Here is a 14,826-nt window from a genome sequence, read left to right as displayed (position 1 = left end):
ACTTAAAATACGGGAGGATTTTTTATGACAATGAATAAAGCATTAACCATTGCTGGTTCTGATAGCAGCGGCGGAGCTGGCATTCAAGCGGATTTAAAAACATTCCAAGAACTTGGTGTTTACGGAATGACAGCTTTAACAACAATTGTAACAATGGATCCCGATAACAGCTGGTCTCATAACGTATTTCCACAACAAGCTTCCACTGTTGAACAGCAGCTGAAAACAATTGTAAAAGGCGTAGGGGTACAAGCTCTAAAAACGGGTATGCTTGGCTCAGTGGAAATTATTGAACTAGCGGCAAAAACAATTGAAGAATACGATTTAAAAAATGTTGTAGTAGATCCTGTGATGGTATGTAAAGGAGAAGACGAAGCGCTTCATCCGGAAACAACTGTCAGCTTGCGTGATGTACTAGTTCCAAAAGCAACAGTCGTAACGCCTAACTTATTTGAAGCTAGTCAATTAAGCGGACTTGGCCCTATCAAAACGGTTGATCAAATGAAAGAAGCAGCCGTGAAAATTTCTGAACTTGGTGCCAAATATGTATTGATTAAAGGTGGAAGTAAATTAGCACACGAAAAAGCAATCGATTTGCTTTATGATGGAAAGACATTTGAGATCTTAGAGTCTGAACGTATTGAAACGACATTTACACATGGTGCTGGATGCACATACTCAGCTGCGATTGCTGCTGAATTGGCAAAAGGCAGTGACGTCAAACAAGCTATTTATACAGCAAAAGAGTTTATTACAGAAGCAATTCGCCATTCATTTGCTTTAAATCAATATGTCGGACCAACAAATCACGGTGCATACCGTCGTAAAAAAGAAAAAGTAACAAACTAAAAGCATGCCTAAAGGCATGCTTTTCTATTTTGCTTATTGTTTGACTGTTTCAAGCGCATTTAAGATAGCTTGAGCTACGCCGTGCTCGTCATTTGTTCCTGTTACGATATGGGCAAACTCTTTAATTTCTTGAGGGGCATTTCCCATCGCTACGGCACGTCCAACTCGCTGAAACATCGATACGTCGTTATAATTGTCTCCAATAGCCATCGTTTCTTCTAAAGAAATATGGCGTTCTTGAACAAATGATGTAACCGCAATTCCTTTTTGAGCATTTTCATCATTTATTTCAATATTTTCTTTACCAGATGCACTGACTGCAATAGAATCTAACTTCACAAGTTCTACTTTTGCCTGTTCTAACTTTTCTTCATCAAAAGAGAAAGCAAGCAGCTTATAAATGTCCTTGTTTGGATCTTGAAACAGCGCTTCATACTCTTCAATAAGCTTTACTCTGCCGCTATTGAAACGCTCTTTTGCCGCTTCTAACGATTTTTCATAATTATCTTTTAAGCTAGCACTTAAATAAATATCCATTAATACGGACAAAGCTTTTTCATAGTCATTTGAATACGTACCTTCACTTGTATAGACTTCAAAGTACAGCTGAAACTTCTTAAAAATATCTTCTACTTCACGAATAGCTTCCATCGTCATGCCTACTGAATATTGTTTTTCCCCTTGTGGATTGCGAAGCTCTGCTCCGTTTGCACAAATTAAATATGTATGAAGTCCTGCTTCTTCTAAAACATAACGCGCTTCTTCATAAGAACGTCCCGTAGCAACAACAACTTCCACCCCTGCCTTTTGAGCTGTCTTAATCGCTTGGGCATTTTCTTTACTTACAACTTGTTCACTATTTACTAGCGTTCCATCCATATCGATCGCAATACATTTAATCATGATGTACCCCTTCCTATGTATCTTTGCTCTCTTATTTTATTCTAGCATATGTTTTTTAGCGCTTTGCTACTTGCATGTAAAAGATTTACTAATTTTTTGTATACGCGCTGTTATAATCTGTTCCTTTTCTTGCTTTTTCGAAAACCTCTTTGATCGTCTTTACATGCAAATCAGCTGTTGAATATACGCGAAAATTCACATCCTCTTCCCTCAGATGCTTACCAACGCCGATAGAAACCATATCTGTTTGATTAATAGCTTTTATACCTGCCTCTCCATCTTCTATTGCCACACATGCATCGGGTTTTACTTTTAATTGATCGGCAGCTGTCAAAAATATTTCTGGATCTGGTTTTCCCTTCTTGATTTTCCTCACATCCACAATACAATCAAAAAAAGAGCGTATTCCTAGCGCATCTATTACAGTATTTGCATTCGAACTAGAAGAAGCAATTCCCATTTTAATGCCTTGTTTTTTACAATCTTCTAACAACATTTTAATGCCTGGAAGTAAATGATCTTCTGTCATTTCTCTTATTAAAGCCTGATAATGCTTATTCTTTTCATAAGCAAGCTTTTCTTTTTGTTCCACTGTCAGGTGTACATTGCCTTGCGCAGCAATGAGCTCTACAGTTCTCATCCGGCTGATTCCCTGCAGCTGTTGATTTAGTTCTTCAGAAAACGAAACGTTAAGTTGATCTGCTACTTTTTTATTTGCTCTATAATATAAATGTATTGTATCTGCAATAACACCGTCTAAATCAAAAATAATCGCTTGTAGCTCTTCTTTTTTCATATTATCCTCCTCTGTACCTATCTTTATGCCATTACTTAAATGCTTTTATTACATCCCACCATGTTAAAATACCGTTGATATTGTTCACTTTATCATAAAAATTTTTTCATCATTTATAATTTATGAATAAATTTTTCAAAAAAAGAGAAATTACAGTATTGCATTATGAAAGCCCTTTTATTACAATAGGTTTATGCAAACGGTTGCACTGTCTTAAAAATATAGTTTATCAAAAAATAAAATGAAAACCCATACATAGGGGAAGGGGAAAAACTATGAAGAAGTTCTTTTCATTTGATTTTTGGCAGAAGTTTGGTAAGGCTTTATTAGTAGTAGTAGCGGTTATGCCCGCAGCTGGTATTATGATTTCACTTGGAAAACTAGTTGCAATGACTGGGGGAGACATCACTGCTGTACAAACAATTGCACGAGTGATGGAAGATATAGGATGGGGTATCATTACAAATCTTCACATCTTGTTCGCTGTTGCCATCGGGGGATCTTGGGCAAAGGAACGTGCTGGCGGTGCATTTGCTGCACTCATTGCATTCATTCTTATTAATCGAATTACAGGAGCCATTTTTGGAGTTAAAGCAGAAATGCTCTCAGATTCAAAAGCAACGGTTCAATCACTGTTTGGACAAGAATTAGTTGTAAAAGACTACTTCACATCTATTTTAGGATCTCCCGCTCTTAACATGGGAGTATTCGTAGGAATTATCGCTGGTTTCTTAGGCGCAAATTTATTCAACAAATATTACAATTATGATAAATTGCCTGAAGCCCTTTCGTTTTTTAACGGCAAGCGCTTCGTACCGTTTGTAGTCATCGGTGGTTCAGTTGTAACGGCACTGCTTTTATCCATTGTGTGGCCGTTCATCCAAGGTTCGCTAAACAGCTTCGGACAGTGGATTGCAACATCTAGAGATACAGCTCCTATTCTGGCACCATTTATTTTCGGAGCATTAGAGCGTCTCCTTCTTCCGTTTGGTCTTCATCATATGCTGACAGTTCCTATGAACTATACGGAGCTAGGCGGTACGTACAAAATTTTAACGGGTTCTGGAGCAGGTTCCACTGTTGCCGGTCAAGATCCTTTGTGGCTTGCTTGGATTGCAGACTTAAATAACTTCCGTGCTGCAGGAGATATGGACAGCTACAAGCAGCTCTTACATGACGTTACACCTGCACGATTTAAAGTAGGACAGATGATTTTATCTTGTGCGTCATTAATTGGAATTGCTTTAGCAATGTATCGCAACGTAGATCCTGACAAACGTTCGAAATATCGTTCAATGTTCTTTTCAGCTGGACTAGCTGTTTTCTTAACAGGCGTAACAGAGCCGATTGAATTTATGTTCATGTTCGCGGCGCCTCTTCTATACGTCGTATACGCCATTATGACAGGACTGGCTTTTGCCATTGTTGATATTGTTCATGTTCGCGTACACTCATTTGGCGTAATTGAACTATTAACACGTACACCAATGATTATCAAAGCCGGACTATGGGCTGACTTAATGAACTTTGTCATCGCCTGCCTTGTATTTTTTGGCTTAAATTTTGGAGTGGCAAACTTCTTAATTAAACGTTTTAACTTCCCAACGCCGGGACGTAACGGAAACTATATCGATGAAGAAACAACTGCAACAAGCAGCAAGCAGGTGAAAAATGATTCGCTTGCCCCAGTCATTATTGGACTGCTTGGCGGAGAAAACAATATTGAAGACGTGGATGCTTGTATGACTCGCTTACGTGTAACGGTAAAAGATATACATGCCGTTGCAGGAGAAAGTGAATGGAAACAAAACGGAGCCCTTGGTTTAATCTTGAAAGATAAAGGGGTACAAGCTATTTATGGACCTAAAGCGGATGTTTTGAAATCCGACATTCAAGATTTGTTAGGAGCTTAACATAATGAAGCTATTAACGTTAAATTGCCACTCTTGGCAAGAGGAAAATCAGCTAGACAAGTTATCTTGTCTAGCTGAAGTAATTAAAAAAGAAAAATATGATGTCATTGCTTTACAGGAAGTAAGCCAAAAAATAGACGCGCCTTATGTATATGACTACATTCGCAGCGATAATTACGCTTGGCTTTTAGCAAAAGAACTGGGTAAGCAAGGTGAAGACTATCAATTGGTATGGGATTTATCTCATATAGGCTATGAAGTGTATGAAGAAGGAATTGCCATTTTAACGAAACACCCGATTATTGAAGAGCATTCATTTTTTGTTTCACAAACGTCAAATATTGACTATTGGAAAACGAGAAGAATTGTTGGAGCAACAATCGAATATGAAAAAGAACTCCTTACTTTTTATTCTTGTCATCTTGGCTGGTGGGATGATGAGGAAGAGCCATTCAAGCAGCAAGTTGATACGCTGCTAGCTCATGTACACAAAGATAACCCATTTTTCTTACTTGGAGACTTTAATAATGACGCTCATAGACGACATGAAGGTTATGACTACCTGTTGAGCCAAGGCCTCTATGATACGTATACTCTATCGAACAAAAAAGATAGCGGTATTACAGTTCAAGGGAACATTGCTGGATGGGATGATAATGAACGGGCGCTGCGCCTTGATCTCATTCTATCGAGTCATGCGCAGGATATTCAATCATCGACTGTAGTTTTTAACGGCATACATTATCCCGTTGTTTCTGACCATTTTGGGGTAAGCGTTGAAGTGAAATAAGTGACATAAAGCGAACGAATAGCGTTCGCTTTTTTCTTGTGATTATGATTATGTAAAAATCATCTTCTTTACTGCTTTATCTATCGTTTTAGAAGTGTCCGATAAACTTTCGCATTTTAAAAAGTAGGTGTGCTATAATATTGTGATGTTGACGATATGCAACCCATTTTTGCATGTTTATCAATGAAATCGCTCAACTTAATAGTAAGATGATACATGTAAGCTCTATTTAAATGAACACCCGTTGTCATTATCATAAACTAATAAAGAAAAATAGGTGTGAAACAATCATGAAAATTTTGTTGATTTCAAATATGTATCCTTCTGAACAATTCCCGAGCTATGGTGTATTTGTTCAAAACACTGAAAAAATTTTAGTTCAACATGGTATTCAAGTTGATAAAATTGTCATGCAAAAAAAGACAAGCAAATTAAGCAAGCTTTTTAGCTATGCTTCTCATTATGCTAATGTCATTGTTACGGGCTTAACAAAAAACTACGACTATCTTTACGTACATTATGCATCTCATAATGCTCTTCCGCTGCTGATTCTCAAAAAGCTAAAGAAGAATGTGAAGATTGTGACAAACGTGCATGGTTCAGATGTTGTACCTGAAGTAGCTTCACAGGAAAAATATCAGCCTAGAGTAAATGACTTATTGCACCATTCCACTAAAATTATTACTCCTTCTCCCTACTATAAAGGGCTCGTTGAAGAGAAATATAAGGTTCATAATCCAATCTATATTTTTCCAAGCGGAGGAGTGAATAAAGATCTGTTTCATCCTTATGCAGATAAAAGCAAAGCTTATCAAGAACTAAACTTGGACCCTACTATCCGTTATATTGGATGTGTAAGCCGCATTGATGTGGGTAAAGGATGGGAATACTACCTTCAAGCAATTGCAAAAGCTGAACAACAAACGCCCACTTCTTACAAATACTTATACGTTGGAAGCGGAAAAGACGAAGCTGCATTTAAGGAAATGATCAAGACTCTGGGCCTAGAGGGAAAAGTCATCCATTTTCCTCTGCTTCCTCAGTCGTCTCTTGCTTACGTATATAATGCGATTGAAGCATTCGTGTTTCCGACCGTAAGAAAAGGAGAAAGTTTGGGCTTAGTCGGCCTCGAAGCTATGGCTTGCGGAGCACCCGTGATTGGGAGTCAGATTGGTGGTCTAAAAGATTACGTTATAGACGGAAAGAATGGTCTATTCTTTGAGCCTAAAAATGTAGATGAACTAGCTTCACAGCTACAGGCTTTTATTAATCTTCCTGAAGATGTGAAACAGCAAATGTCTCAACAGGCGTTACAAACAGCAAACCGCTACACAGTAGATGTAATTGCTGAACAACTCCCAACAATTTTTTTTGATGAGGTGGAAAAATGAAAGTCGCAGTTTTAATTCCTTGTTATAACGAGGAAGTAACAATTGGAAAAGTAATTGACGATTTCAAACGCGAACTGCCTAGTGCAGATATTTATGTATACGACAACAATTCAAAAGATCGTACAAGTGAAATTGCACTTGAACACGGCGCAATCGTCAAAAAAGAATTTAAGCAAGGAAAAGGAAACGTTGTACGTTCAATGTTTCAAGAAATTGATGCAGATTGTTATGTCATGGTAGATGGGGATGATACGTATCCTGCAGAATTTGTTCATCAATTAATTGAGCCTATTAGAAATCGAGAAGCTAACATGGTCATTGGAGATCGTTTATCAAACGGAACGTATCTCGAAGAAAACAAACGTGCTTTCCATAATTTTGGTAACAACTTAGTACGTTCTTTAATTAACGGCCTGTACAAAAGTAACATTAAAGATATCATGACAGGTTATCGTGCGTACGATAAATTATTTGTAAAATCAATTCCTGTGATGAGCCCAGGATTTGAGATTGAAACAGAAATGAGTCTTCACGCGTTAGATAAACGATTCCGCCTAAAAGAAATCGCGATCGATTATCGCGATCGACCTGAAGGCAGCGAATCGAAACTTAATACGTTCTCTGATGGATTTAAAGTGTTACGAATGATTTTTACGTTATTTAAAGAGTACAAGCCGCTTCAGTTCTTCTCCATTTGGACAGTGTTGTTTATTGTCGCAGGATTAGCTGTTGGTGCTCCGGTACTTTATGAATTTTTTGATACAGGCTTTATTACCAAAGTACCTTCATCTATCTTAGCAACTGGATTGATGGTGTTAGGTGTTTTATCTTTCGTCTGTGGATTAATTCTAGATACAATCGCTTCATTAAATCGCAAGCAATATGAATTAGAACTAAATAAAAAAATTGAACAGATTGAACAAGTAGGAGAATAACAATGATGAAGAATAAAAAAAGTATTTTACTGCTTACAGTAACAGCTTTAATTATTCTTATCGGTTTAAGTATTGGTAATCCAGACGGTGTTCACTATCTTTCCCTTTTTGCTGCACTTGTATTTACCATCATAAGCTCTATTTTTATTTATAAAAATAGAGCTTATGCTTCATTTAAACCGCTAGAATGGCTATTGCTGATTGTTTTTTCGTTTATCGTACAGTTTTCACTTTTAGATAACTTACATATGACGAGCTCAACTATTTTTTCACTCGTTTTGTATGCCATCAGCCGTACTTTATTGGCAATGCTGCTGACGGCCGCTGTACTCAGCGCTATCAAACAGATAAACGATTTTCACTATACATTTGCACACCCAAAGCGTTATCTAGGAATTGTTACGATTCTTATTTTAACTGTTAGTCTATATTACTGGTTCGCCTTTTTCCCAGCGGCCATGACTCCTGATTCATTAGCACAGTGGAGACAGGCACATAACGGAGAATTTAACGATTGGCACCCTATTATGATTACGTGGCTCATTATGTTGCTGACAAAAATATGGGATAACCCAGGAATTGTAGCGTTCACGCAAATTGTTGTTGTAGTGAGCATATACGCCTATACATTTGACTTTTTCATTAAACGCAAAGCACATCCTGTTATGATTGGACTTTTAACAGCTATTATTGTCATTATTCCAAGCTTCTTAATCTTTTCAATTATTATTTGGAAAGACATTTTATACAGTGCTTTTCTGCTGTTTTTTACGGTTAACATTGCAAAAATTTATCTGTCAAAAGGTGCTTGGGTTAAAAGTAAAGCGAGCTTTTTCTTACTTTTACTTTCCGCATTTGGAGTAGCTTTCTTTAGACATAATGGTTTTCCTGTATTTGTTTTGACTTTCCTTTTAATGATTGTCTTATTCAGAAAAAATTGGAAACCTCTTGTCACGATTTTCTTAGTCGTCTTTATTTTACAAAAGATTGTTACAGGCCCTGTGTTCACGTGGCTTGATGTAAAACCTTCAGATCCAAATGAAGCTTTGTCCATTCCAACTCAACAAATTGCAAACATCATTTCAAATGATGGAGAGATGTCAAAAGAAGAGCGCGAATATTTTAATAAAGTGCTCCCTATTGAATTGTGGAAAGAAAAGTATAATCCATACAAAAGCGATCCAATTAAATTCACGTGGAAATACTACGACCGCGAGTTTATTTTTAATGATTTAGGCCTTTACTTTAAGAACTATGCTAGCATTGTCATCAAAAATCCTTATCTAGCAACGGAAGGCTTTCTCAAACAAACAGCTTTAGTATGGCAAATCAATCCTTTTAAAGATGGCTACACGGATACGTACGTAACCAACATTTATTACGGCAATGATTTAGGTCTTAAAAATAAAGTAATCGAGCCGTTTATTACACATACTGCCAATGCTTACTTAGCTATTTTTAAGCACCCTGTTTTTACATTCTTATGGAAACCAGCTTTTTATCACTGTGTCATTTTATTATTTTCATTAATGCTAGTGATTCGAAGAGGAATTACGTCCCTTATTATTGTCATTCCTTGGGCACTTAACACGCTTTCTGTTCTTGCGGCACTGCCGGCTCAAGATTTTCGATATTTATTAGCAAGCGTATTTGTGTCTTTCTTCTTTATTGGTCTTCCTTTTATCCGATTTGATCAGAAAGAAAAGGATGTGACCTCCTGATGGAGAGCAATTATAACAAAAAGCTAGGAATCACACTCATTATTGTGGCTTCCCTGTTTACAGCTGTTGGACAACTTTTTTGGAAGTTGTCCGAAGCTTCATTTAACTTAAATTTAATTATTGGTTTTTTCCTTTATGGATTAGGAGCGGTGTTTATGATTGCCGCTTTTAAATTTGAAAGAGTTTCCTTGCTTCATCCATTTTTAAGCCTAGGATATGTCATCAGCATCGCTCTTGGTTTCTTTCTATTAAATGAAACCATTAGCCCTATGAAGCTGGTCGGTACTCTTATTATTATCGTAGGTGTAATTTTAGTAGGTGGCCAAGATGAATAGTATCCCACTTTTAATTATTATGACTCTTTTAGGTTCAGTTGGAGCTGTCTTTTTCAAGTATATTTCTACGTATTTAAATGAAAAAAAGATAAAGCTAGCGCTTATTTGTTTTGTGGGTGGCGGCCTTTTTTACGGGGCGGCAGCTCTGCTTAATGTGTATGTTTTAACGCTGTTACCTTATTCTATTGTATTTCCGCTCACGTCTATTACGTACATTTGGACATTAACATTCGGTTACTTTTTAATTAAAGAAAAAGTTACAACAAAACAAGTTATCGGCTGTATTCTTCTAATTGTCGGATGCTTCTTTATTGCTAATAGTTGATGAGATAACTTGAAAAGGTAGGAGTTTCGCATGAAAAACTTAAAATTCGCGAGCATTTTACTGCTCATATCAACATTATTTTTGAAATTTTCTAGTATGATTCGTGATTTAGTTATTGCTAACTATTTCGGTACAAGTTATATTGTCGATTCATACAACGCAGCAATGATTATTCCAAATGCTTTTATTTTATTTATGTTAACGGGGATGAAGGATGCGTTTATTCCTAGTTATTTACGTTATGAAAAAGAAAATAAAGGAAAGGTTCATTTGACTAATATTGTTAAATCAACCTTTCTTATTTGTTTCATTATTTCGGTTCTCGGATCAATTGCGGCTTTCTTTTACTTTCCCGCTTCGTATTCTAATTTTTCTAAAGCAGCAATTGAACTAGGAATTTATACGGGCGTTATGTACTTTTTATCTCTTTCACTAGTTGGAGTGAATGCCGTATACGAAGGTGTATTTGATGCACGAAGTCAATATTCTTTCTCTGTGTTTTCTCAAACGGTTGTTGTATTATTTACAATTTTAAGTACAATCCTATTACATTCAATTATGGGCGGCTATGCAATTGCTCTTGGCTATTTTATAGGAACTATTGCTTCTTTCTTAATTAAAGTTGTCTATTTTAAACCGCAGCATCTGCTGTTATGGAAGCAAAAAATTGACCGTGATGAAGTGGTGGCTTTTTATAAAGTATTCATCCCTGTTGGTGTGACCATTATGGTCGGTCAAATTAATTTAACTGTCAACTTCTTCTTTGCCGGCTCCTTTGGTGAAGGTGTTATTTCATACTTAAATTACGCCTTCAGACTTGTAAGTATTCCCCAGGCAATATTCGGGGTTACGGTCGCAACCATTATTTACCCGCTGATTGCAAGAGCCATTTCTGAAAAAGATGACGAACGATTTAAATCAGGAATTGAAAAAGGGATTACGTTTATGCTGATGCTGCTGATTCCGACGATTGTTATTATGATCTTTTATATGAAAGACATTGTAATGATTGCTTATCAGCGCGGTGCATTTGACGCACAATCAACGCTAAAAACAACGGATGTATCTTATTATTACCTAGGTTCGGTATTTTTCTATTCCCTGCAAGCTGTTCTTGCAAAAGGATTTTATTCTCTTCAAAAAGGTTATCTTATTATGAGAGCAGGCTTATTATCCATTGTGTTAAATATCATCTTTAACATGATTTTCACTAAATTTATGGGATACCAAGGATTAGCACTTTCCATGTCAGTAGTTGCCTTTTTCTATACGGCTATCGTATTCGTTATGCTGGCAAAACAAATCAATCACTTCCATTACGGATATCTAGTGAAAGAAACAGGAAAAATTCTTTTAGCTTCCGTACCTGTTGCGATCGTCATGTTCTTCTTAAGGGACATCGCATTTTTGAATTCATTACATGTTATCTTACGATTTGGTATTGTCTGTATTGCAGGTGGTTTAGTATACTTAATGTCGACGCTATTATGCAGAGTAGAAGGTGTTATGCTTTTAGTTAAAAGAAAACGTTAATTCACGTAAAACAGGAGAGTACTATATGAAGAACACATACTGGTTATTTTTTCTGTTCGTTGGTTTTATTTCAATTCAGCCGATTATTGATATGCTAACGACGTACATGGTTTTGAACATGGATAGTGGTCTCTCAATTGGGGTTGTTATTCGCTTTCTATATATGATTTTTGCAGGTGTCCTACTTTTAGTGTTTGCCAAACAATCAAAATGGGCTAGATATTCGATTATCTACCTTATTGTTTTTGCACTCTTTCTTGGACTCAACATCTACTTAAATCATCAATGGAAAGATCCTTATTATATTGGGCAAGAAATTAAATTTTTCAATAAAGTTGTTTATATGAACGTTACGCTGCTTGGAATGATTGTGATATTTTCACATTATCGATCATCTGTGGATGTAAAAAGAATACTGAGCAAAAACTTATTAACTGCTTCACTCATCATCAGTATTGTTTTTATCGGTACAATGCTAACGGGTACAGCACTAGAGAGTTATCAGTATAATAAAATTGGGTTTAAAGGCTGGTTTTATGCAGCGAATGAGCTAGGCGCAACCATTGCTATTTTGCTTCCTCTCACACTGCTTTTAGCTTTAGATAAAGTACGTTCGTTTTCAAAAGCTTATTACTGGATTCCTTTTATCTTGTTAGCCGTTTCGTCCATCATGCTTGGAACGAAAGTAGGCTTAGGTGCCGTTATTCTTTCTTTAGTTGTAGCAACAGTTGTCTTATTTGCTAAATTATTTACGAATAAACGCAGCTTAATTAAAGCCAACTTAGTAATCTCAATTCTGCTTTTAATTGTAACCGGAGCAACTACTCCGATTTCTCCAGCTTATAAAAACACATATACGCACATCGATATGTTAGAGGCTAAAAAAGAGAAAACAAAGCAAGAAAAGCCGGAAAAGAAAGAAAAAGAAAAGCCGGCTAAAAAGAAAAAACAAAAGGAATCAAATTTAGATGATAAAGATATTCAAAATCTGATTCTAAGCAGCCGTGAGCAATTCTTAGCTCATCATAAGGAAGAGTATGCAAAAGCACCTATTGCACGAAAAATGATAGGTATGGGCTTTTCTGGTGACTATACAAAACAGCTTCCGCCAAAGATGATTGAAATGGATTTTTATGATTTGTTTTTCTCTTTAGGTATCATCGGATTTTTACTATGGGTTCTTCCACTTCTAGTAGTTGGTTTAACCGTGTTGGTTCGATTATTTAAAGACCCATCACAGCTTCTTGATGAAAGCTTTATGATGTATAGTACAGCAATTGTATTAGCTCTTGGAATTGCTTTTGTAGCTGGGCATGTCTTCACCGCACCAGCCGTTACTATCTATTTTGCAGCAGCTGCTGCTTATCTGTTCGTCATTCATTTTAAACAAAGACAAGCATAAAAAAAACAGGTCATTAACGGCCTGTTTTTTTATCTTTTTAATGGCTGAAGGCTTAACACCATGTCACCCGCATTGACGTTTATTTCTTGATCATGAGCAAAAAAACTCAATGCCTTTCCTTGCGTACTCACTGCTAGTAAAAGAGAATCATCGCTTTTCTCCTCAAGATATGTTTCGTACGTATATTCATCCGTGATTTTTGTATTGTAAATCGTATATCCATGCTCCATTTTATGATGCAGAAACTCCCACGTAATTCCTTTCTTAAAGAGCATACGTCCTCTTACTGTGTGCATAATTTCATCAACATCTTCTCTTGAATCTTCTTGGTCACGAATGCTCAATTGAAAAACATTGTTCCGCCCCATATCTTGAAGAAAAGCAGTACAAACAAGCGCATTATATGCATCTAACTCAGTTGCAGCAATCACATATTCATAAGGAGTTAAGTCTAGATGATATTCTGTTTGCTCAGCTAGTACTTCTCCGTGATAAACATTTACCTCCGCTCTGCGCGCAACTCTTAACCGCTCCCACGAAGAATCAGCAACTAATACTGGATAGCCTAGCTGTTTTAACTTCGTTGCAAAGGCAACCGTAAAATCATTGCTTCCCACAAGCAAAATACCAGGTTCTTCGCCAATCGATAAATCCAGCTTTTTAGCTAGCCATGAAAGGGAAAAACCGTGTGCACAAACCGTAGCAAACACTAAAGCAAATGTCAGCGTTGTTAAGATCGAAGCATCTTTAAATCCTTCATCAATTAGTACTTTCGCAAAGTAGCTTGAGACCGTTAACGCCACAATTCCGCGCGGGGCAATCCAGCCAATCAGTATTTTTTCTTTTATAGATAAATCTGTGCCTACCGTTGATAAAAAGATGGAGACAGGTCTGACAATAAACAGCATAAGTAAAACAAACAAAATAATATTCCAATGAAAAATTTCAGTAATGGTCTTCATCGTCAGTCCAGCCGTTAACATGATAAAAATAGTAGAAGTTAATAGAACCGAAATATTCTCTTTAAAGTGTCGCATATCACTAATAGACGAAATATGCATATTAGCAAGGGTAATCCCCATCGCTGTTACTGCTAGAAGACCTGTTTCATGCTTAATTTCATCAGCTACTGTAAAGCAGGCAATAACGACAATAAATACGACCGGAGATTTTAAATACTCTGGAATATGCCCCTTTTGAAACATCCATCCTATTCCGCGGCCAAGAATCCATCCTATTAAAACGGCAATAATAGAGGCTACGAAGAAAAAGAGAATTGTTTTTCCACTCACTTCTCTCAGCACTAAAAATTGAACAATTTCAAACGAAAAAACGGCCAACAGTGCACCAAATGGATCGACAATAATACCTTCCCATTTTAAAATCGCTGCTGGTTTTGGTTTTAATTTAGCTTGTCGTAAAAGAGGTAAAATTACGGTTGGACCCGTCACAATAAAAAGCCCTCCGATAACAATTGCCACCGCCCAGGATAAATCCGCTATATAATGAGCAGCTAAAGAGCCTAACATCCAAGCTAGCATGGCTCCCAGTGTCACAATGCGAAACACGGGCTTTTCGATTCCTCTTACCTCTCTCATGTCTAAGTTCAAGCTGCCTTCAAATAAAATAACAGCTACAGCAATCGATACAAAAGGATCAAAAAGCTGAGCAAACTGTGCTTTAGGATCAATTAAACCTAAAATAGGGCCTGTTAGCAGTCCGATAATCGACATCACGACAATTGCTGGTAGCTTAAATCTCCAAGCCAGCCACTGAGATAGAACTCCTAGTCCCACTACAAGTGTGATATGTACAAGCATAGGTTCCATTGTATCTTCCTTCTCTCGTTCGCATAATGTGTATATATTTTCCCTAAAATAAACCGATGTTATACAGGAAGAAACAAACACTACCTTGTTTTACCACTTTTTCA

Annotated in this window: 13 protein-coding genes; 10 read left to right on the top strand and 3 right to left on the bottom strand. The window is 36.8% G+C overall.

The window, feature by feature from the left end; translation table 11 throughout:
- Positions 1 to 24: 24 nt before the first annotated feature.
- On the top strand, positions 25 to 849 hold the full coding sequence (gene pdxK, locus ACWATA_RS24520; protein ID WP_034263713.1) for a pyridoxine/pyridoxal/pyridoxamine kinase: 825 nt from the start codon (positions 25 to 27) through the stop codon (positions 847 to 849).
- 33 nt (positions 850 to 882) lie between these two features.
- Here the strand turns inward: pdxK and ACWATA_RS24515 are convergent, their stop codons facing one another.
- Positions 883 to 1,752, bottom strand: a complete 870-nt coding sequence (locus tag ACWATA_RS24515) for a Cof-type HAD-IIB family hydrolase (RefSeq protein ID WP_033580381.1) — start codon at positions 1,750 to 1,752, stop codon at positions 883 to 885.
- Between the two features lie 88 nt (positions 1,753 to 1,840).
- Positions 1,841 to 2,548: a beta-phosphoglucomutase gene (gene pgmB / locus ACWATA_RS24510; RefSeq protein ID WP_473050250.1), complete on the bottom strand. Its 708-nt coding sequence runs from the start codon at positions 2,546 to 2,548 to the stop codon at positions 1,841 to 1,843.
- Positions 2,549 to 2,823: 275 nt separating this feature from the next.
- On the opposite strand from pgmB, the gene ACWATA_RS24505 reads away from it, so the two are divergent.
- From ACWATA_RS24505 to ACWATA_RS24465, 9 genes are all read left to right on the top strand, one after another.
- Entirely contained in the window at positions 2,824 to 4,461 is a 1,638-nt protein-coding gene (locus ACWATA_RS24505; RefSeq protein WP_025752447.1) for a PTS transporter subunit IIBC, read from the top strand.
- Positions 4,462 to 4,465: 4 nt separating this feature from the next.
- Positions 4,466 to 5,251 carry an endonuclease/exonuclease/phosphatase family protein gene (locus tag ACWATA_RS24500; RefSeq protein ID WP_028411950.1) on the top strand — a complete coding sequence of 262 codons (786 nt, stop codon included), beginning with the start codon at positions 4,466 to 4,468 and terminating at the stop codon, positions 5,249 to 5,251.
- A gap of 290 nt (positions 5,252 to 5,541) precedes the next feature.
- Complete coding sequence (locus tag ACWATA_RS24495; protein WP_165635068.1) at positions 5,542 to 6,642, top strand: glycosyltransferase family 4 protein; 1,101 nt, start codon at positions 5,542 to 5,544, stop codon at positions 6,640 to 6,642.
- A complete protein-coding gene (locus ACWATA_RS24490) occupies positions 6,639 to 7,577 on the top strand; it encodes a glycosyltransferase family 2 protein (protein ID WP_013059871.1) in 939 nt (312 codons plus the stop codon). Before ACWATA_RS24495 ends, ACWATA_RS24490 begins: the two co-directional genes overlap by 4 nt.
- A 2-nt stretch (positions 7,578 to 7,579) precedes the next feature.
- A complete protein-coding gene (locus ACWATA_RS24485) occupies positions 7,580 to 9,298 on the top strand; it encodes a DUF6020 family protein (protein ID WP_033580378.1) in 1,719 nt (572 codons plus the stop codon).
- Positions 9,298 to 9,633 carry an EamA family transporter gene (locus tag ACWATA_RS24480; RefSeq protein ID WP_013059873.1) on the top strand — a complete coding sequence of 112 codons (336 nt, stop codon included), beginning with the start codon at positions 9,298 to 9,300 and terminating at the stop codon, positions 9,631 to 9,633. The genes ACWATA_RS24485 and ACWATA_RS24480 overlap by 1 nt, the downstream gene beginning before the upstream one ends.
- Complete coding sequence (locus ACWATA_RS24475; protein ID WP_014457712.1) at positions 9,626 to 9,958, top strand: EamA family transporter; 333 nt, start codon at positions 9,626 to 9,628, stop codon at positions 9,956 to 9,958. Before ACWATA_RS24480 ends, ACWATA_RS24475 begins: the two co-directional genes overlap by 8 nt.
- 30 nt (positions 9,959 to 9,988) lie before the next feature.
- A complete protein-coding gene (gene murJ, locus ACWATA_RS24470; RefSeq protein ID WP_473050249.1) occupies positions 9,989 to 11,491 on the top strand; it encodes a murein biosynthesis integral membrane protein MurJ in 1,503 nt (500 codons plus the stop codon).
- 25 nt (positions 11,492 to 11,516) lie between these two features.
- Positions 11,517 to 12,893, top strand: a complete 1,377-nt coding sequence (locus ACWATA_RS24465; protein WP_165635069.1) for an O-antigen ligase family protein — start codon at positions 11,517 to 11,519, stop codon at positions 12,891 to 12,893.
- 29 nt (positions 12,894 to 12,922) lie between these two features.
- Here the strand turns inward: ACWATA_RS24465 and ACWATA_RS24460 are convergent, their stop codons facing one another.
- Positions 12,923 to 14,722, bottom strand: coding sequence for a cation:proton antiporter (locus ACWATA_RS24460; protein WP_165635070.1), 1,800 nt, complete (start codon positions 14,720 to 14,722; stop codon positions 12,923 to 12,925).
- Positions 14,723 to 14,826 lie beyond the last annotated feature (104 nt).

The sequence above is a fragment of the Priestia sp. USM5 genome, assembly GCF_058323215.1.
This window is presented reverse-complemented; position numbering and strand designations above follow the sequence as displayed.